This window comes from Vibrio sp. VP6 (assembly GCF_028823755.1).
In the GTDB taxonomy this organism is placed as follows: domain Bacteria; phylum Pseudomonadota; class Gammaproteobacteria; order Enterobacterales; family Vibrionaceae; genus Vibrio; species Vibrio parahaemolyticus.
In genome coordinates this window covers 24585-42735 of sequence record NZ_JAPEID010000002.1, presented here as the reverse complement: position 1 = coordinate 42735, position 18151 = coordinate 24585, and the positions used below count along the sequence as shown (strand labels likewise).

General features: G+C 46.5%; 21 protein-coding genes. 5 read left to right on the top strand and 16 right to left on the bottom strand.

The window, feature by feature from the left end; translation table 11 throughout:
• The first annotated feature begins 2 nt into the window (after positions 1-2).
• Complete coding sequence (locus tag OU793_RS01510) at positions 3-2426, top strand: formate C-acetyltransferase/glycerol dehydratase family glycyl radical enzyme (protein ID WP_159404230.1); 2424 nt, start codon at positions 3-5, stop codon at positions 2424-2426.
• An 87-nt stretch (positions 2427-2513) separates the two neighbouring features.
• On the opposite strand, the gene OU793_RS01505 is transcribed toward OU793_RS01510, so the two are convergent.
• A complete protein-coding gene (locus tag OU793_RS01505) occupies positions 2514-3059 on the bottom strand; it encodes a TetR/AcrR family transcriptional regulator (protein ID WP_025534242.1) in 546 nt (181 codons plus the stop codon).
• Between the two features lie 98 nt (positions 3060-3157).
• Between OU793_RS01505 and OU793_RS01500 the strand changes: the two genes are divergently transcribed.
• The 3 genes from OU793_RS01500 (at position 3158) to OU793_RS01490 (ending at position 4476) form a co-directional block, all read left to right on the top strand.
• A complete protein-coding gene (locus OU793_RS01500; protein ID WP_005462762.1) occupies positions 3158-3631 on the top strand; it encodes an HPP family protein in 474 nt (157 codons plus the stop codon).
• A gap of 139 nt (positions 3632-3770) precedes the next feature.
• Positions 3771-3986, top strand: a complete 216-nt coding sequence (locus OU793_RS01495; protein ID WP_005462763.1) for a TIGR02450 family Trp-rich protein — start codon at positions 3771-3773, stop codon at positions 3984-3986.
• A gap of 112 nt (positions 3987-4098) precedes the next feature.
• Positions 4099-4476 carry a PH domain-containing protein gene (locus OU793_RS01490; protein ID WP_193237417.1) on the top strand — a complete coding sequence of 126 codons (378 nt, stop codon included), beginning with the start codon at positions 4099-4101 and terminating at the stop codon, positions 4474-4476.
• Between the two features lie 12 nt (positions 4477-4488).
• On the opposite strand, the gene OU793_RS01485 is transcribed toward OU793_RS01490, so the two are convergent.
• The 9 genes from OU793_RS01485 to fliD form a co-directional block, all read right to left on the bottom strand.
• On the bottom strand, positions 4489-4776 hold the full coding sequence (locus tag OU793_RS01485) for a hypothetical protein (RefSeq protein ID WP_005499880.1): 288 nt from the start codon (positions 4774-4776) through the stop codon (positions 4489-4491).
• A gap of 96 nt (positions 4777-4872) precedes the next feature.
• Positions 4873-5865: a flagellar motor protein MotB gene (locus OU793_RS01480; protein ID WP_005478256.1), complete on the bottom strand. Its 993-nt coding sequence runs from the start codon at positions 5863-5865 to the stop codon at positions 4873-4875.
• Positions 5865-6722, bottom strand: a complete 858-nt coding sequence (gene motA, locus OU793_RS01475) for a flagellar motor stator protein MotA (protein ID WP_005462768.1) — start codon at positions 6720-6722, stop codon at positions 5865-5867. The genes OU793_RS01480 and motA overlap by 1 nt, the downstream gene beginning before the upstream one ends.
• Before the next feature lie 10 nt (positions 6723-6732).
• Complete coding sequence (gene lafS / locus OU793_RS01470) at positions 6733-7461, bottom strand: lateral flagellar system RNA polymerase sigma factor LafS (RefSeq protein WP_005462772.1); 729 nt, start codon at positions 7459-7461, stop codon at positions 6733-6735.
• A gap of 12 nt (positions 7462-7473) precedes the next feature.
• Entirely contained in the window at positions 7474-7974 is a 501-nt protein-coding gene (gene fliL, locus OU793_RS01465) for a flagellar basal body-associated protein FliL (protein ID WP_029798508.1), read from the bottom strand.
• A gap of 23 nt (positions 7975-7997) precedes the next feature.
• Positions 7998-9080 (bottom strand): flagellar hook-length control protein FliK, encoded by a 1083-nt coding sequence (locus OU793_RS01460; RefSeq protein WP_180793887.1) that lies wholly within the window; start codon positions 9078-9080, stop codon positions 7998-8000.
• Positions 9077-9397 carry a hypothetical protein gene (locus OU793_RS01455; protein ID WP_005478392.1) on the bottom strand — a complete coding sequence of 107 codons (321 nt, stop codon included), beginning with the start codon at positions 9395-9397 and terminating at the stop codon, positions 9077-9079. The genes OU793_RS01460 and OU793_RS01455 overlap by 4 nt, the downstream gene beginning before the upstream one ends.
• Complete coding sequence (gene fliS / locus OU793_RS01450) at positions 9381-9767, bottom strand: flagellar export chaperone FliS (protein WP_005462778.1); 387 nt, start codon at positions 9765-9767, stop codon at positions 9381-9383. Before fliS ends, OU793_RS01455 begins: the two co-directional genes overlap by 17 nt.
• Before the next feature lie 19 nt (positions 9768-9786).
• The gene (gene fliD / locus OU793_RS01445; protein ID WP_025625412.1) at positions 9787-11124 is read right to left on the bottom strand and encodes a flagellar filament capping protein FliD; all 1338 of its coding nucleotides are present in this window, start codon (positions 11122-11124) and stop codon (positions 9787-9789) included.
• Positions 11125-11540: 416 nt separating this feature from the next.
• Between fliD and OU793_RS01440 the strand changes: the two genes are divergently transcribed.
• The gene (locus OU793_RS01440) at positions 11541-11831 is read left to right on the top strand and encodes a hypothetical protein (protein ID WP_011106533.1); all 291 of its coding nucleotides are present in this window, start codon (positions 11541-11543) and stop codon (positions 11829-11831) included.
• 68 nt (positions 11832-11899) lie between these two features.
• Here OU793_RS01440 and lafA read toward each other — a convergent pair whose 3' ends face one another.
• The 6 genes from lafA to fliQ all read right to left on the bottom strand — a co-directional run bounded on the left by lafA (position 11900) and on the right by fliQ (position 18140).
• Positions 11900-12754 (bottom strand): lateral flagellin LafA, encoded by an 855-nt coding sequence (gene lafA / locus OU793_RS01435; protein WP_005462780.1) that lies wholly within the window; start codon positions 12752-12754, stop codon positions 11900-11902.
• A gap of 304 nt (positions 12755-13058) precedes the next feature.
• A complete protein-coding gene (locus tag OU793_RS01430) occupies positions 13059-13856 on the bottom strand; it encodes an EAL domain-containing protein (protein ID WP_011106532.1) in 798 nt (265 codons plus the stop codon).
• Positions 13849-15939 carry a flagellar biosynthesis protein FlhA gene (gene flhA / locus OU793_RS01425; protein ID WP_005478396.1) on the bottom strand — a complete coding sequence of 697 codons (2091 nt, stop codon included), beginning with the start codon at positions 15937-15939 and terminating at the stop codon, positions 13849-13851. The genes OU793_RS01430 and flhA overlap by 8 nt, the downstream gene beginning before the upstream one ends.
• Before the next feature lie 31 nt (positions 15940-15970).
• Positions 15971-17098 carry a flagellar biosynthesis protein FlhB gene (gene flhB, locus OU793_RS01420; protein ID WP_005462787.1) on the bottom strand — a complete coding sequence of 376 codons (1128 nt, stop codon included), beginning with the start codon at positions 17096-17098 and terminating at the stop codon, positions 15971-15973.
• Positions 17095-17871, bottom strand: a complete 777-nt coding sequence (gene fliR / locus OU793_RS01415) for a flagellar biosynthetic protein FliR (RefSeq protein ID WP_005462790.1) — start codon at positions 17869-17871, stop codon at positions 17095-17097. Before fliR ends, flhB begins: the two co-directional genes overlap by 4 nt.
• A complete protein-coding gene (gene fliQ, locus OU793_RS01410; RefSeq protein WP_005462792.1) occupies positions 17871-18140 on the bottom strand; it encodes a flagellar biosynthesis protein FliQ in 270 nt (89 codons plus the stop codon). Before fliQ ends, fliR begins: the two co-directional genes overlap by 1 nt.
• Positions 18141-18151 lie beyond the last annotated feature (11 nt).

The following is an 18151-nucleotide window of genomic DNA, read 5'->3' as shown; positions in this document are numbered from 1 at the left end:
CCATGGACCTACATACCCTTCCAGAGCGAATCAAAGCCCACAAATCGGCACTGGTCAACATCGTAACGCCGCCTATCTGTACCGAGCGCGCAGAGGCTTACACTCGGGCGTATCAGGCAAATGAAGACAAACCTGTGATTGTGCAACGAGCGCTGGCGCTACAAGAGCACTTACGCACTCGCACCATTTGGATTAAGCACGACGAGCTGATTGTAGGCAACCAAGCGAGCAAAGTACGCGCTGCGCCGATCTTCCCTGAATACACGGTGCGTTGGATTGAAGCGGAAATCGACGAACTGGCCGACCGACCTGGGGCTGGTTTTGCGGTAAGTGAAGAGGACAAACAAAGCATTCACGCCATTACGCCATACTGGCGTGGTAAAACGGTTCAAGATCGCTGCTATGGACTCTTTACCGACGAGCAGCAAGAGATCCTAGCCAGCACCATCATTAAAGCCGAGGGCAACATGACTTCGGGTGACGCGCACCTTGCGGTGGATAACGAAAAAATCCTGAAGATCGGTATGAACGGTCTGCTGGATGAGGTTCGTCAGCATCGCGCTAATAACGACGTGTCGACGTATGAAGGGTTGAAGAAAGAGCAGTTTTATAAGTCCGTCGAAATTGTCTTGCTTGCGATTCAGGAGCACATGGTGAGTTACGCCGATCTCGCTCTGGAAATGGCACAAAACGAAACGCGACCAGAGAGGAAAGCGGAACTGGAGACAATCGCAGAAAACTGTCGTCATGTGGCTTTCCATGCGCCAACCAACTTCTGGCAAGCTCTGCAACTGAGCTATTTTGTGCAGTTGATGTTGCAAATTGAATCGAATGGCCACTCTGTTTCATTCGGTCGGATGGACCAGTTCCTAAACGACTACTACGTGCGTGATCTTGAAAGTGGCACGATGAACAAAGCGTTCGCCCTTGAGTTATTGCAAAGCTGTTGGTTGAAATTGCTTGAAGTAAACAAGATTCGCTCTGGCGCGCACTCAAAAGCGTCGGCAGGTTCTCCGCTGTATCAAAATGTCTGTATAGGTGGCCAAAAGCTGAATGAGAATGGAGAACCTGAAGATGCCGTAAATCCGCTATCTTGGGCGATTTTGGAGTCTTGTGGTCAGCTACGTTCCACGCAACCGAACTTGAGTGTTCGCTATCATGAAGGTCTGAATCAAGAGTTCTTGATGGGCTGTATTGAAGTGATCAAATGCGGATTCGGTATGCCTGCATTCAACAACGATGAAATCGTCATTCCAGAGTTCATCAAGCTAGGTGTCGAGAAAGAAGATGCTTACAACTATGCGTCTATTGGCTGTATTGAAACCGCTGTTCCAGGCAAATGGGGTTACCGTTGCACGGGTATGAGCTTCATTAACTTTGCGCGTATTTTGCTGGCGGCGCTTAACGAAGGTGTGGATGTAACTACGGGCAAAGCCTTCTTGCCGCATGATAAGTCGTTGGCAAAAGGCAACTTCGAGAGTTTTGATCAAGTCACCGCTTCTTGGGCGGAGCAAATTCGCTACTACACACGTAAATCGATTGAGATCGATACCGTAGTCGACAGCGTGCTTGAGCAGCAAGCGCAAGATATTTTCTGCTCATCGCTGGTGGATGACTGTTTGGCGCGTGGTAAAACAGTAAAAGAAGGCGGAGCGAAATACGATTGGGTATCTGGCCTGCAAGTGGGTATCGCCAATTTGGGTAACAGTTTGGCGGCGATCAAACATTTGGTGTTTGAAGAAGCACAAATCAGCCAAACGGAATTGGCAAAAGCATTGGAAGAAGACTTCGATGGTATTGAGAACGAACAACTTCGCCAACGCTTAATCAACTTCGCGCCAAAATACGGCAATGACGACGATTATGTCGACCAACTGCTGGCTGATGCTTACCAAGTTTATATCGATGAGTTGGCGCAATTTGTCAACACACGTTATGGGCGCGGACCAATTGGTGGTGGCTACTACGCGGGAACCTCGAGCATCTCTGCCAACGTGCCATTTGGCGCATCCACGATGGCAACACCAGATGGTCGAAAAGCGAAAACGCCACTGGCGGAAGGCGCAAGCCCAGCATCGGGCTCTGACCGTTTGGGACCAACGGCGGTGTATAACTCAGTCGGTAAAATTCAAGCCAATAAAATCCTAGGTGGCGTGCTGCTTAACCAGAAGTTAAGCCCAGCGGCTGTCGCTTCAGAAGGGGATAAGCTCAAGCTTTCAATGCTGATTCGCACCTTCTTTAATCACCACAAAGGTTGGCACGTGCAGTACAACATCGTCTCTCGTGAAACCTTGCTGGCAGCGAAGAAGAACCCTGAGCAATATCGTGACCTTGTCGTGCGAGTTGCGGGCTATTCAGCCTTCTTTACCGCGCTATCACCAGACGCGCAGGATGACATCATCGCCCGTACCGAACACGAGTTGTGATGATCTCAACCCCAGTTAATGCAGAAGGCACCGATAGGTGCCTTTTTGTTTGAATACTTAATTAGCTAATTACTACGCCTGAACGCATTACAGCTTGCGCAAAATTTCCACGCATTTCTTTGTGACGTCGTCGTACTCTTTTGTCATGTAAGCGGTAGTGATGGCACCTTCTTTCATGATGCAGATGGCATCGAGTAATGATGTGTTGTCTGATTTGAGATAGCGTTGAATTAGCTCACGAACCTGTTGTTTATGGTGGCGGCAATACGTTGCGATCTCGCCGCTGTCGTCACTGAATTCGGCGGACGTGTTGATGAAGAAACAGCCGCGAAACTCGCCCAATTTTTCCTCAGAACCATGAAACCAGCCGTTAAGCGCGGTAAACAACTGGTCGATTACGTCTGTACTCGATTGTGTTGATGACAGTTTTTCCTCTAGCCACGCCATGAAGATTTGGTGGCGTTGTTCTAATGCGGCGAGGATGAGCGCTTCTTTGCTCTCAAAATGGCTGTACAGCGTGCGTTTAGCCACGCCAGAAACTTTAAGGACTTCATTGATGCCAATGGAGTTGATGCCCTGTTTGTAAAACAGTGACAACGCGGTGTCGATCAATAACTGTTTCTTTTTGTTCATAACTACGTCCTCAAAAAGTTCTACAAACACATATTGACAAAGGTAGACAGATTTGTCTATTTTAATTTGTAGACAATTCGGTCTACTTTGAGGTGTTTATGAATAATTTAATTTTATCGTTGGTCGCGGGGCTTGGTGCGACATTGGCTATTGGTGTGTTGTCTTACGCCGAGGTATCTCTTACTGAGGTTGTACTTCTCATGGCGCCATTTGGTGCTACGGCGGTGTTGGTGTTTGGGGTGCCTAGCAGCCCTCTCGCTCAACCAAAAAACGTGATCATTGGTCACTTCATTACGGCATCTATCGGTATTGCGTTTAGCCAATACGTTGAGATCACGCCAATCACCCTCGCGATTGCGACTGGGTTAGGTGTGTCAGCGATGCTGATTACGAAGACAACGCATCCACCTGCGGGCGCAAATCCTATCTTGATCATGGCATCTGGGCAGGGGTGGAGCTTTCTGTTCACGCCAGTACTGATCGGCGCGGTGGTGATTGTGCTGGTAGGTAAGGCGTTGCAGTTGCTACAGAGTCAGTACTTAAACCCTCGTTTGAACGGTCAAAAGACCTAAGTGGGTTGTAAGTAAGGCCGCATAGGGGGATGACCTCTTTTGCGGCTTTTCTCTTTCGTGGATGCTTAAAAATAAAATCTGATTCTCTCTTGGTATTCAGTCGTATACATAGAGATGAAAGTTAAATTGGTATACCGCGATGAATAAAATTCACCCAAAGAAACTATTGCACAGCAAATGGACGGCGACGTCACCTAAAAATAAAGAGAAGCACTTTGTCGTAACTGAAATGGAACTGGATGAAGACGGCAATGTTGTGAAATGTGTCATTGAAGCCGTTATGAGTAAACGTGAGCAAGAGATGAACTGGCAAGATCTGAAAGACCCAGAGTTATGGCGGCAGGGTTGGAAGTAATTTGGGTTTTGCAGTAGATGAATCAAGCAAAAACGGTTGAGGTAGATAGGCAAAACCGGTGTGGTCTGATACGTTGAGAAATTCGTTTTTCAGCCTATTTAAAGGACGACTCATGATCGACTTCGATAACTCCTCTGTGTTCAAGCTTAAGCCTATTGACGTTTCCAAAGTCAGAGATGATTTCCACAAATTTTTGATTGATGGTGAGACCATTTTCGCCGCTTTTAAAACCGTTCGTGACCAAGTGGTGTTTACCAACAAACGAGTGATTGCGGCGAATGTGCAAGGGATTACGGGCTCAAAAGTGGATTACACGTCGCTGCCTTACAGTAAGAGCAATGCATTCTCTATTGAGACTTCCGGCACGTTTGATCTCGATTGCGAAATTGAGTTTTTCTTAAGTGAAGTGGGACGAGTTCGGTTTGAAATTAAAGGCTCATTTGACCTTGTTGCGTTCAATCGTATGATCAGTGAACGCGTGCTTGATTAGGTTATGGGGCTCTTAAACCAGAAAAAAAAAGTAAAGGAAGCAGACAAAAGCGAGCAACGTTGCTGATAACACTGGGTAGATGATGTATGAGTCTTGCTTGTTGGTTCGTTGAAAACACAACGACACAAGCAGAACATTGTAAACCACGAGCAGCAGGCTGATCATGGTGCCACTGTTTAGGTTGAGGCTAGAGAGTTGGGTAAGAAAAAACGCCAATAATAAATAGTCGAAGATGATTAGCCATAAAAAGGCTTTCTTCAACATATCACGTCTTTTTGTGTCGGGCATTGGCTCGTGCATATTGAACTCTACTAAAAGTCACGGCAATTGGATTAGGGATTAAAAAGGTCACCAGCTGGGCGAGGTGACCTTTGTGGTTTATGGCGTTGACAAGCGTTATAGTGCTTGGATTTTCGCTTCTTGTTTTTCTGCGTCCGCCGAGTAACGGATCACTTCTTGTCGAATAACGGGTTGGTTAAATTCCGCTTTTTGTTTCGCTTTTTGCAGCTCGCTGTCATCTTGATTGCCAAATAAGGTCTCAAGCACTTTTGCTGCTGGTGTTGTCAGAATAAACAGTTCGATTCGACGGTTTTCGCTTGAATCTGGCTCATCTGGGTTCAGCAACGCTCGATCTGACATGCCAGTAACTTGCATGACGCGATCATCAGGCATTCCGCCTTCAACCAGCGTTTTTCTCGCCACATCAGCACGCGATGCCGACAGCGCCCAGTTCGACTGACGACCAAAACGTTTCTTAAACGGAATCGCATCGGTATGACCACTGATGATCAATGGGTTGGTTACTTGCTCGAAAAGAGGGGCAAGTGCCAACAGTAAATCTTCAAAAAATGGCGTAAGCTCGGCTCCACCACGACTGAACATGTGCTGTTTGTAATCGTCTTGCAACACGATACGCAAGCCTTGTGGTGTCACAGTAACGTTGACGTTTCCTTGCGCGTTGATCTGCGCGGTCATCTCTTCGATAACTTTTGCCAGAGCAGCAAGTTGCTCTTGGGTGTCGAAGGTGCCAGGAACTAGAGAGTTAATTTCTGGACCATCACCGTCACCTTGAAAATAAGAGCTCACAACGTGATTGGAATTGTGTTTACTTGGCACAGAAGAGTCCTGTGCCAAGTCGATAGGAGAGATACTTTGTGAGGTATCAAATGGATTGCCGTAACTCTTGTCGAACACGCTTGAGCTATGCAAGTGGGCAACAATCGCTTTACGCTCTTCTTTATCCACCACTTGCATGACCCAAAGCACAAGAAACAGCGCCATTAGGGCGATCATGAAGTCAGCAAACGCGACTTTCCACGCGCCGCCATGAGGTTCGTCATGGCCGTGAGCTTTGGCACGTTTGAACACTACATGCTCTTGTTTTTGCATTATCCCTCCTGTTCAGCTAACCACTTCTCCATTTGGTTGAATGTTGGTTTGATGTCTAGCTGAATGTGTTTACGGCCAGCGTCGATGGCGAGCAATGTTGGCTTTTTAGCGACGTAAGCAACGAGTGTTGCGCGTACGCATTCAAAAGCGGTCATATTACGTTTCACTCGCTGAGCCATGGCGTTACTTAGTGGATCTAGACCACAGTAACAACCAAAAATACCAATGAATGTACCTACAAGGGCAGCGGCTACGTGATAGCCAATGAGCGCAATAGAACCATCTATGGCTTGCATAGTGATGATGATGCCACCAACTGCGGCAAGAATACCGAAACCAGGTAGTGCTTCTGCAGTACGCTGTAATGAGCGTGAAGGCAGCAGCAGTTCGTTCTGGATAGCTTCGATTTCTTGTTCTAACAGTCCCTCTAATTCATGAGGCGACATTTGTCCCATCGCCATTAAACGTAAATTATCAGTAATGAACGAAATCAGACGATGATCCTCAGAAACTAGCGGGTACATCAGGAAGATAGAGCTTTGTTCTGGTGCTTCGATGTGAGAATCCAAAAACTTGAAACCACGGCTACGCGCTGTTTCTAGCAGGTTGTTTAATAGCGCCATCAGCTCCATGTAGTACTCGTACTCTTCAGTTGGACCTTTGATGGTTGCTGGCACTTGTTGGCGCATCTCTTTCAGCACGTGTGGTGGGTTACCAATAATGAGAGAACCCGCTGCCGCGCCGATGATGATCAGAAATTCTGCTGGTTGCCAAATTGCACCTAGCTTACCGCCAGCCCACATGTATCCGCCGAAGACACACACAAGGATAGTGAGGACTCCTAAAAACTTTTGCATCTTGTGACTCCTAAGAGGACATTAATTGGTTGAGTTGTTTCAGCGCTTGTTTGTGAAGCTGACAAATTCGAGGTGGCGTCAGATCCAAGACGAGGGCTATTTCGTGTAAATTGAGTTCGTGTTGATAAAACAGCGTCAGTAGCAATTGATCTCGCTTTGACAGTCGGCCTAGTGCGCTGTCTAAGCTACGACGAATGTGCTCGTGCTCCATGCCGTCGTATTGCCCACCAAAGTGGCTGTCGGTGCTGTTTTCCATCAGTTGATCGAGACTTTGCATTTCACCTGCAAGCGCCGCGTTTTGACGGTTGTAATAATCTTGCTCGTCGGTGCCGAGAGCTTTGATGATTTCTGAGTCCGTTGGCATGCGACCTAACGAGCGGGTGAGGTCACGTGTGACGTCGTTAAGCTCATGGGCTTGCTGACGTGTCTTACGTGAGCGCCAGTCTAAACGGCGCAGCTCATCTAAGATCGCGCCACGTACGCGGCAAACCGCAAATGCCGGGAAGTGAGTATCGTCAATGTCTCCATAACGACGTCCTGCTTCAACCAGCGCGATAAGACCAATTTGCTGCATATCTTCGATACTGCAATGGGAAGTGGCATGAACGCGAAGCTGGTTAACTACGCGTTTCACCATCACTTGATGACGTTGCAAAAGTGCGTTTTCATCAATCGGGCGTGATGGTGTGTTCACTTCCTCTGGTGCGGTGTACGTTTCTTGAGGGTTCATGTCTAACATGGTTGTGCTCCGTTATTGCACAACGTATTTCGTCAGCAGTACATCATCGATATCACGCACGATGTCAGTCTTCGCAAAGGCTACCAACAGCGTTTGCTTCACTTCGTTTTGCAGAATATCGATCGCGCCTGTCTGTTGTAGTTCATCGAAAGTTTTGTCGCTAAACAGCTTCAAAAGCGAGTTTTGAACCATTGGCATGTAGTTATCGATGTCTTTAATACGTTCTGGTCGACGGGTCTCAATAGCCAGCTCTAGCATGACAAAGTGCGTCTGTTTCTTGCCTTTAATGCTCAGCACAACTTTGTCTAGAGGGTGAAAGCTTGGGCCTTTGCTGGTTGGTTGTTCAGTCACAAGAAAAGACAAAGGAGAGTTCTCAAGCAGTGAGCTGGATTCACCTGAATCTTGTGCCTGTTTATTGAGATACCAAATACCACCCATGATGGTGGCGGCCGAAACGAGGGCGCTGGTGATGATCATGGCGATAAACATGGCGATCATTTGTTGTTTGGTCATAACCTTTTTCCTCGATGACTAACTTAGGCTTGAGTGTTCAGCCAGTGTTCTGAATAGTTTGTTGTTGTATTGGATTGAAATGCGCTGGACTCACGTGCAGCGAAAATTGTGGTGTCTTCGTCATTCATCTGTTGCTGATGGCGCTCTTGACCTTGGTCGGCACCTACATTGACATCAACATGGACGAAGTTTTGTTCTAGTAGTTCAGTGCGTAAGCGTTCCGATACTTGCATCAAGGCTTCACGTGTTGCCGCCGTGTTTGCGTTGATCTGTACGCTCAATCGATCGCCCTCAACACGAACGAGTAAATCCAGTTTGCCTAGATCGGGCGGGTCGAGACGTATTTTCGCTTCCTGAACACTTTGCTGTGCTTGCAAGGTGACTCGGTCATGCAGCACCTGCATCATCTGCTCGCCCCATTTGCCTGCACTTGTGTCCACTTTCACTGCTGCCCACTCTGAGCCTTGCGTATGAGCATGAGCTACTGTCGCAGCGCTCACTGCTTGAGCGGACGGAGCAGAAGTTTGAACGTTCAGTGGTGCAGTCGTTGCTTGCCCTTGCGTTGGTTGGTTCAACAAGGCTTGAAAGTCTACGGCAGAGGTGTTCACGCGTGCATTCGCAGAAGCTGTTTGGCTAGTTTGAATATCTTGTTGTTGCGGTGATGTGTTTAACAAGGCATTAGCTTGCGCTGGGCTTGTTGTTTTTGCTTCACCTTTTACTTCCAACGGATTGACTTTGTTGAACGACACAACCGATTTCTCAGCCATGTTTAGCATGCCTTGCGTCAAGGTTTGCGCTTGCGCTGCAAGGTCTGGTGTTTCAGTTGGTGTTGTTGCACTCAGAAGAACATTCATTCCTGTGGTGTCAACAGCAGCATTTTCTTCCGTTGTTGCAGTTGTCGCCTCTTTGCGCTCTTCGCTTGAGAAAGTTTGTGCAGCAAGGCGAAAGCTTGGTACTGCTTGCTCTGATAATGCTGCGGATTGATTCAGAGGTGTTTGCCCTGAAGCACTGCGCTGCGAAAAGCCTTGAACGTCTTTTGCTTGCGTGATTCGGCCTTCTGAAGCTGGAGCGGCATTTGACGATGGCAGTGAAGAAGGAATCATCATTGTGTCATCTCCATTGTCATTGCTAGTTGATATGCCATGGCACGCTCTTGTTGATCGTTCGCCATGTTCATCTCTTTTTTGAGCTCACCAGTGGCTTTCTCTAATGCAGCAAAAGCATCCGCGTGCACGGATTTAGCACGCTGAATCTCAGGTGCTAATTTGGGATCTTTCAAAAACGGCTTATGACTGATAAGCAGCTCTCGAAGCTGCAAATCATGGCGTTTTAGCGCGTGCCAATCCGCCGTCTTAGTGGCGAATTGGATTAGCTGAGATAAGTGACGGAATCGCTCTGGCGACACTTTATGCTTGTTGTCCAAAATTCATCCAACCTTCACGAATATTACCCATTACACGTTCGACGTTCATTAAACGGTCAGCGTCATTTTGTACGCTTGCGTAGTACAGTTCGACTTGACAGAAGTCGTACAGTTGGCGCAAGTTCTCTGCAATTTCGCCACCATTTTCGTCATCAAGGGCACTGGTTAATCCAATTAAAATGTTCATACATTTATTGATGCCAGCGCCTTTCTCTGCCAAACGCTTCGCAGCAAGATGGCCGCGAATGCGTTCAATTTCATCGAGTAAGCCATCAATAAGCATGATGACAAGTTGATGAGGGTTTGCTGCTGCCGCTTGAGCATCGAGGTCGACTTGTTGGTATGAGTCGTAACCGGAGTCCATAAGCATGAGATCTTCTCCTAAAGCCTTAGCCAAACATTGACATGGTTTGGTTCATTTGGGTCATTAATGTATTCATTTGAGTGAATTGTTTTAGGTAACGCTTGTACGACATGTCGTACTTACGTTCTAAAGTGGTTTGTTTGTCTGAGAGGCGATCTAAGTTTGCTTGCAGCGCTTCTTTACGAGATTTGAACGCACCAGAAGAAAATTTAAGGAATGGTTCGGCCATGGCATCCATTGAGTCAAGTAATGCACCGTCGCCATTGAACATTGCTTCTAAGCCTGCGCTATTGTTTTTTTGTGCCTCTGCAAATTTTTCTTGGTCCACTTTCAATTTGCCATGGCGATCCAACGTTACGCCTATTTCGCTTAAGCGCATGCCGCCGTGCTCGCCTCGGACAAGGCTTGATAGTTGGCTTTCGATTGAGCGCATGGTTGGGTCGCTAGCTAGAACACCGCGTTTTTTATCTTCACTGCCGATTTGTGTATGTTCATCAATTGTAGATATCAAAGTGTTGTAGGCGTCTACGAACTTATTGAGCTGCTCTTTGGTTGCTTCGTCATCAGCGCCGATACCTAAACCAATCGCGGTTTCTCCAGAGGTCTGAGCCTTGGTTACGGTAATGTCTACGCCATCGATAACACCTTCAAACGTATTGCTCGAGTTAGTGAGTTTTAGACCAGTATTCTCTGCACCCAACCAGATCACGGCATCTTGGGGGGCACTGATTTGACTAAGGTTTGTGAATGCATCTTCAAACCATGCTTGGCCTGTGCCCGATGCGGACACGTTGATTTGGTTAGCGACGCCGGTTTCAGTGCTTGAAAGCATGAAGTGAGTCTGACCATTTGAGCGTACCAAGGTTGCGTTTACACCTGGGTTATCACTGTTGTTATTGATCGCTTTCGTTAGGTCACTCACCGTCGTTACACCATCACCGTCGGTATCGACCGTTGATAGATCAATCGTCATTGTTTTACCGTTGATGGTGAACTCAAGATTTCCTGTTTTTGGGATTTCAGTGGTTGCGTCTAGATCTGCTGGCATTCCAGTAGAAACTTGGTGTGACGTTGCTACTTGCTCGACGAATATCTGATAACTACCCGATAGAGCCTTAGCGTCTGCATTTGCAGTAAAGTAGCCTTCTTGAGAGATGGAGGTGGAGTTTTTAATGATGCTGTTTGTGCTGCTGTTCATTTCGTTGAGCGCAGTGCGGAACTCACGCATGGCACTCTCAACTTTACCCAGAGCAGATAGCTGAGATTGATACGTATTGGTTTGCAGTTGGTAGCGTTGTTTAAAAGGTTGAATTTCGATCTGCGCGAACTGGGCTGCAAAGGTTGCTGGATCTATTGAACTCACGAGCTTACTCCCTCTCTCATTGGTAATTGGCGTAACTATATGCCTTGAAAGTATGTCTTACCGCAAGATACGTGCCTAACTTAAATGTACTTATAAAACATTGACTTGCGATGCTATTTAAATTTTAGAGGAAGTAGATTTTCCACCTTATGTGTTCCGCCTTCCTCTCGAAAACATCTAGTGTTTCCCTATAAGACAAGGCGACTAAAAAGCTGAAAATATTTAATTCATTTTAGGAATGTGACGTGTTGATTAAGCCGTTAATAAAGCGCTGCTTTAGGTGTTTCCTGCTATGTAAATAGGACTATTCCTACAGAGGAAGTACATTGATTTTTGGTATCTTTTAACTCGGCATATTTTGGTGTTTTAGCGCACCTTACCAACGTCAGGCTATCACTTAGAAAAGAACGACAGAAATGAATGAATTTGTTTTACGACTGATGAAATGCGCTCGATCTTACGAGACATTTATTAGTGCTAAGTTACTGAGCAAACAAAATATTAATGCGGATGAATTGGCCAGTATCCAGCAGGAAGCGATATCCACTTTCCCTGAGTTAAAAACTTATCAACAAGGACAGGGAAGCGAGACAGTTGAATTGGAGTTATTTAACAAAGTACTTCACAACATGATGCGAAAAATAGGCTTTAGGGTTCCTGAAGAACAATGCGGGAATACAAGCTCTATTTATATACGTAGGGGATAAAAAAGCCTCCCATAGGGAGGCTTTTGCTTTTTGTACGTATTAACAACATCGTACGTTCTAATTCGTTATTAACGAAGTAGAGACATTGCCATACTAGGTAGCTGGTTAGTTTTAGAAAGAACTGTAGTACCAGCTTGCATAAGCATTTGGTTCTTAGTCATGTTTGAAGATTCTACTGCGAAGTCTGCATCCATGATACGGCCTTTAGCTGCAGAAGTGTTCTCAACCATGTTGCCTAGGTTAGTCATTGTGTGCTCTAGACGGTTGATGTTTGCACCAAACTGCGCACGAGTAGCACCGATATCTTCGATAAGGCCACCAGCATCGCTGATTTTATCAAGAGCTGCTTTAGCTTTAGTTGCGTCACCGATACCGTCAGTGATAGCTGCGTCAGCAAGTGTAGCTGCTACTTTTTTGATGCTTGCAGATGCGTCTACGTCTAGAGTTTCAGCTGAAGAAGCACCGATTTGGAAAGTAACTGCGCCCGCTTCAAAACCACCACCAGCAGCTAGTAGTTTTTGACCACCAAAAGATGTGTTGCCCATGATGTTGTTTAGTTCAGCTGAAAGCTGCTTGAACTCAGCGTCCATTGCTGCGCGGTCTTTATCACTGTTTGAACCGTTCAAAGATTGTGTTGCAAGGTCGTTCATACGGTAAGTGATGTTAGTCATCTCTTCCATTGCACCTTCAGCAGTTTGCATCATAGAGATGCCGTCTTGAGCGTTACGCATTGCTACAGACATGCCGCGAGTTTGAGCTTCCAAACGGTTAGCAATTTGTAGACCTGCAGCGTCATCAGAAGCTGAATTTACGCGGAAACCCGTGCTTAGACGCTCCATCGCAGTATTTAAAAGACCACTTGTGCTGTTTAGAGTGTTTTGAGTTACAAGTGATGCGTAGTTAGTGTGCATTGATAAAGCCATCTTAGTCTCCTTAGTTTATCACTATTTCTTTCAGGCCTTGGGATATTCCCTAGTCACTAACTAGAGGCGGTCGCTTGCCACTAATGATTAATTTGAAAATTAAAAATTTTCTAAAAAAGATCAAAATTGATGATTTTTAGTGACTTGCATTCCACTAAGTTGGGGTTTGCTACCGTTTTAGCGTTAGTTTCCGATGTGCTTTGATCGGCATAAGATTAAGGTAAAGAGAAAATCTAAAACGAGAAAAGTAAAAAAGCGCGAATCATTCGCGCTTTTTAGTTTAGCCATGAGGGTTGGGTTTCAGCTATTCCTCATCAAAGGAACGGAAAGACAGGGAAGTAGGGATGTCACTGAAGTAACCAAAGTAATAACTTGCACCGAGCAGTCGATAGCGGTTGAGTTCGACTTGGCTTGCAACGCGACCAGCAACCCACTGGTATTTGTGTTTTCTTAGAAATCGCGCAATGGGTAAAAATGAGTGTTGATCTTGTTTGTTCTCTATCGTTACCGAGAGTTTGATCATATCTGGATCAAACTCAGCAATACGCTCAAAATGCGTTTGGGATGTGGCTACTTCAAACCACAATGCAAACGCATTTTCCTTCAGTTTTTCGACAAGCGTTTCCATGCGTTCGTGAAGGCACAATGTTTCATCTGCTTGTAAGGATGGGATTACATGCTGAAAAGCGGCTGAGTGAAACTGAACCATCTGCTCAAGAAAATACACGCCCGGATCCCACAGCAGTGCATCGACACGAATTGGCACGACGACGTTGCTGATTAAATCTGGATGAAAAGCTTCTAATTGAAATTGAGTTTGTCGTAAGGCGAGATAAAGGCTGAACAAATCTAAGCAGTATTGCATTTGTTCGGAAAGCTCAAACTGATAAACGCTTTGCTCTCCGCGCAATCCGAATCTCAAAGTGAGGTGTTGATACACCACCTCACCGGATTGAGTTTCACGAATGGCTTGGCAAGCGTGTTGGATGTCATTATGTTTGAGTGCTTCAAATACCAATTGATCGTCGTCCGTGACGATGTGTTGTACCGCGAGACTACAAAGATATTCGTATATCGCGTGTGTTGAAATAAGATTAACCAAGGTTTCCTACCACATTGATCTGTTTGTTTTCTGGAATTTCGTTGTAAGACAGCACAGCCAATCCTTGAGTGAAAGTACGCGCATAACGCGCCAGTAGTGGGCGTAATTGCGGCATTACAAGTAGTATTGGCGGTAAGCCTTGCTGCTTAAGTTGTTGTCGAATCAAAGGTAAGTTTTGTTGGAACTGACCAAGAATATTCGGTTCGATTGGGAAACTATCGAGAACCACTGTACCTGAAGCTTGCGCTTGTTGCAGCGACGTCAGTAGCATTTGCTCCAATTCATCCGATAAAGCGTAAACATTGAGCTCAGGTTTTTGCCCTGCAATTAAGTTAACTAGCGTGCGTTTTAGTGCGCAGCGAACATCAGCAGCTAACAAAATCGGGTCTTTCGTGTTTTCTGAAGACTCCAGCATGGTATTCGCAATGGTTCGGATGTCTTTTAGTGGCACCTGATCAAGCAATAGCTGGCGGTACACTTTGAGCTGCTGAGCTGGGTTAAGTGCAGCGGCTAAGGCTTCTGCCAATTTCGGCGCTTGTTGGGTTAATCGCTGCGTCATCGCTTCTACATCATCGTGTGTAAACAATTCTGCAAGGTTGGTTTTCATGATTTTGCTGATGTGTGTTGCGATCACGGTACCGTCGTCCACGACTTGGTAACCCATGTTGAGTGCCTTCGCCTTGTCTTGATGTTCAATCCAAACCGCAGGAAGTTGGTAAGCAGGATCGCTCCCTAGAATGCCATCGATTTCACCGTAGGTGTCGCCAACGGCAATCGCCATTAAACGCTCTGGTTCGATGAAGCCCTGCTCAATCACTTCGCCATTAAGAGAAATGGTGTATTGGTTCGGTTTTAGGCTTAGGTTATCGCGAATGCGAACTTCGGGTAGAAGAAAACCTACTTGTTCTGAGAGGTTACGACGTACGCCACGAATACGTTGCGAAAGTGGCGCACCTTGATCCTTGTTTACCAAGTGAACAAGACGGTAACCAAGCGCAAGAGACAGGGTGTGCACGTGTGGGATGTCGTCCCATGTGAGTGGTGTGTCTTCCTCTTGCATGGCTTGAGAAAGAGCTTCCACCTGTTCGATTTGCGTATCTTGAACTGGTTTCTTACTTTGTCTCCAACCTGCAAACCCTAGTGCGCCAGCAAATGCAAAGAATGCAAGGTGCGGCATGCCCGGAACCATACCAATGACCGCCATGATCCCTGCAACCGTAAACAAGGTTGCTGGAGTTGCGAGCAACTGTTTCTGCATGGTTTCTGACATGCCGTTGTCGCTGTCATTGATGCGAGTCACGATGATTGCAGCTGCGGTTGCCAGCAATAGCGATGGAATTTGTGCTACCAAGCCATCACCGATGGTTAGCAATGCATAAGTTTTGAACGCTTCAGACGCTGGTAAGCCGTGTTCGAAAACACCGATGCTGATACCACCGATGATGTTGATGAATAGAATCAACAGACCCGCGACCGCATCACCACGAACAAATTTCGACGCACCGTCCATTGAACCGTGGAAGTCGGCTTCGTTCGCAACTTCTTTACGGCGCAGACGAGCGGTTTCTTGATCAATCAAACCGGCGTTTAAGTCCGCATCGATCGCCATTTGTTTACCCGGTAGGGCATCCAATGTAAAACGCGCGGAGACTTCTGAAATACGTTCACCACCTTTGGTGATAACCACAAAGTTAATGATCATCAAGATGATGAAGACCACCATACCGACAACGTAGTTGCCGCCGATCACCACTTCACCGAAAGCTTGAATGACTTTACCAGCGGCATCGCCACCATTGTGGCCTTCTAGCAATACGATTCGGGTTGAGGCGACGTTCAGCGTTAGGCGAAGTAAGGTTGCCACCAACAAAATGGTTGGAAAAACAGAAAAGTCGAGTGGCCGCTTTGCTGTGGTACTGACCAGCAATACCAAGATCGCCAATACGATGTTAAAAGTAAACAGCGCATCCAATAGCAATGGTGGTAATGGCAAAATAACCATCGCCAGAATCATCAGCAAAACAATGGGGATGCCAATGTAGCCTTTGGTTGAGGTTTGAAGTTGTTTTAACCGAGTAAGCATACTTTCGTGTCCTTGAATAAACGCGGGTTAATCAGTGCTGCAAGTGTTTTGGAATTGAAAAATGAGGCAAAGGTGTCGGCTTTTTTCCGTCTCCTTTACGAAAGGCTTTCAACTGCAAAACGTAAGTAAGAATGTGTGCCACGGCGATATAAAGTTGGCTTGGAATCGCTTGCTCTATCGCGGTGGTGTGATAAATCGAACGTGTCAGAGGTGGGGAGTTAATGATTTCCACCTGATTTTCTCGCGCGATACGTTGAATGTGCATGGCTGTTTCATCGACGCCTTTGGCGACCACAAATGGTGCATCTGAGAGCGACGGCTCATATTTTAGAGCGACCGCATAGTGTGTCGGGTTCGTGATCACTACGTCGGCGGTCGGTACCATTTTGTCGATTTTTCGGCGAGCAAACTGCTGCTGAATTTGGCGTATACGTTGTTTGACTTCCGGGCGGCCTTCGTTGTTTTTGAATTCTTCCTTCAATTCTTGCTTCGTCATGCGAAGTTCTTTGAGGTGTTCCCAACGTTGGTAAGGAATATCAATCACACCAAACAACAGCAAAGCAAATCCCATCAAGAGCAGTCCTTCAAACAAGATAGACATCACCATTGAAAAACCTTGGTTAAGCGGAAGGTTTTGAATGCCTAACAATGGCTGAAGGTGATTGTCCAAGTAGCCGTAAAGGATGCCGAAAATCACTGTTACTTTGATTGTCGACTTAACCAGTTCCACCAACGAACGCGTTGAGAAAATACGCTTAATGCCGCTGAGCGGGTTGAGTTTACTCAGCTTTGGTAACATGTTTGCGGGACGAAACATCCAGCCGCCCAAGACCATACTGCTACCGAACGTCACGATGATGATAACCGTGAAAAGTGGCAACAGCATTTCGATGATCATGCCAAGGCTCTGACCCACTTGTTCTACCATTTGCTGTGGGTTTTCTAGGTCGGCTTTCGTCAACGACATGTTATAGCGGAAAATGCCGAACATGCTTTCCCAGATGCTATTGATTTGAGAGTAAAAATACAGCGCTACAGCCATAAAAATGACTGCAGTGGTGAATTCTTTCGCTCGTGGAATTTGACCTTCCTGGCGGGCTTTTTTGACTTTCTGGGGGGAGGCCTTTTCGGTTTTGTCTTGTGACGACTGATCGCTCATGCGCCCCCCAACATAAAGTTGTTTAAGTGTCGGATCGTCTCATGCACTAGCGCGGTGTAGCGGCCCGGAACACCGGAAACAGAAATCAAAACACTAAACAGGCCAAGTAGCATGGTCATCGGAAAACCTAGCGCATAAACGTTCAGAGACGGTGCGGCGCGGTTCATCACACCAAAACTGATGTTCGCCAATAGCATTGACACGATGGCGGGCAGCGCAAGTGCGAGAGAAGCCGCAAACATCCAACCAAACACATTGATCACGCCTTGCAGTGATAGGGCCGTGATGCCTGAGCCAACAGGCCACACCACAAAACTTTGGATAACAATATCGATCACCAGTAAGTGCCCTTCTAGTGACAAAAAGAGTAAGGTCGAAAAAATTAAAAAGATACGGCCTAGAATTGCCACCGACAGACCATTCACAGGGTCGTTCATCATTGCCATACCTAAACCCATCTGCAAAGAAATGGTTTGGCCGAGCATGGTGAACACGTTAAACAGCATGTGCAGAATCAGACCGAACATCAAACCCCAAATCGCTTGCTCAAATGCCAGAAACAAAGAGGTCAATGAGAAGAGTTCAACCGTAGGCATTGTTGGCATTAATGGCGCTGTGATGACCACGATTGAGAGTGCTAATAAGCTGCGAACCCAAATCGGAATCAATGCATCGCCAAAAAATGGCATGGATAAAAATACCGCTCCCACACGAAAAAACGGCCACCAAAGTTGACCGAGAATCGCGGAGAGGTCTGCAAATGTGATGGCCATCAGCCAATCATCCCCGGAATGTTGTGGAACAAGAAATCAAACAACTCCATGATTTTGCGAAGAATCCAGTGTCCTGCAAAAATCACCATCAACAGAGTGACGATCAGACGTGGTAAAAAGCTCAATGTCTGTTCGTTGATTTGCGTTGCCGCTTGGAATACGGCAATACCCAAACCCACAATCAGGCCTGGCACTACCAGTACGGCCACCATCAAGATGATGAGCCATACCGCATCAGAAAATAGAGTAACGGTTAATTCAGGTGTCATTATGGGCTCCT

Excerpts from the sequence above, each read along its gene's own strand:
- OU793_RS01460 (WP_180793887.1), bottom strand. The coding sequence starts at position 9,080 with ATGATGATTCCTTCTTCACTGCCATCGTCAAATGCCGCTCCAGCTTCA.
- OU793_RS01440 (WP_011106533.1), top strand. The coding sequence starts at position 11,541 with ATGAATGAATTTGTTTTACGACTGATGAAATGCGCTCGATCTTACGAG.
- OU793_RS01495 (WP_005462763.1), top strand. The coding sequence starts at position 3,771 with ATGAATAAAATTCACCCAAAGAAACTATTGCACAGCAAATGGACGGCG.
- OU793_RS01480 (WP_005478256.1), bottom strand. The coding sequence starts at position 5,865 with ATGCAAAAACAAGAGCATGTAGTGTTCAAACGTGCCAAAGCTCACGGC.
- fliS (WP_005462778.1), bottom strand. The coding sequence starts at position 9,767 with ATGCTTATGGACTCCGGTTACGACTCATACCAACAAGTCGACCTCGAT.
- motA (WP_005462768.1), bottom strand. The coding sequence starts at position 6,722 with ATGCAAAAGTTTTTAGGAGTCCTCACTATCCTTGTGTGTGTCTTCGGC.
- fliQ (WP_005462792.1), bottom strand. The coding sequence starts at position 18,140 with ATGACACCTGAATTAACCGTTACTCTATTTTCTGATGCGGTATGGCTC.
- OU793_RS01490 (WP_193237417.1), top strand. The coding sequence starts at position 4,099 with ATGATCGACTTCGATAACTCCTCTGTGTTCAAGCTTAAGCCTATTGAC.
- flhB (WP_005462787.1), bottom strand. The coding sequence starts at position 17,098 with ATGAGCGATCAGTCGTCACAAGACAAAACCGAAAAGGCCTCCCCCCAG.
- OU793_RS01485 (WP_005499880.1), bottom strand. The coding sequence starts at position 4,776 with ATGCACGAGCCAATGCCCGACACAAAAAGACGTGATATGTTGAAGAAA.
- flhA (WP_005478396.1), bottom strand. The coding sequence starts at position 15,939 with ATGCTTACTCGGTTAAAACAACTTCAAACCTCAACCAAAGGCTACATT.
- fliL (WP_029798508.1), bottom strand. The coding sequence starts at position 7,974 with ATGACCAAACAACAAATGATCGCCATGTTTATCGCCATGATCATCACC.
- lafA (WP_005462780.1), bottom strand. The coding sequence starts at position 12,754 with ATGGCTTTATCAATGCACACTAACTACGCATCACTTGTAACTCAAAAC.
- fliR (WP_005462790.1), bottom strand. The coding sequence starts at position 17,871 with ATGGCCATCACATTTGCAGACCTCTCCGCGATTCTCGGTCAACTTTGG.
- OU793_RS01500 (WP_005462762.1), top strand. The coding sequence starts at position 3,158 with ATGAATAATTTAATTTTATCGTTGGTCGCGGGGCTTGGTGCGACATTG.
- OU793_RS01510 (WP_159404230.1), top strand. The coding sequence starts at position 3 with ATGGACCTACATACCCTTCCAGAGCGAATCAAAGCCCACAAATCGGCA.
- OU793_RS01505 (WP_025534242.1), bottom strand. The coding sequence starts at position 3,059 with ATGAACAAAAAGAAACAGTTATTGATCGACACCGCGTTGTCACTGTTT.
- lafS (WP_005462772.1), bottom strand. The coding sequence starts at position 7,461 with ATGTTAGACATGAACCCTCAAGAAACGTACACCGCACCAGAGGAAGTG.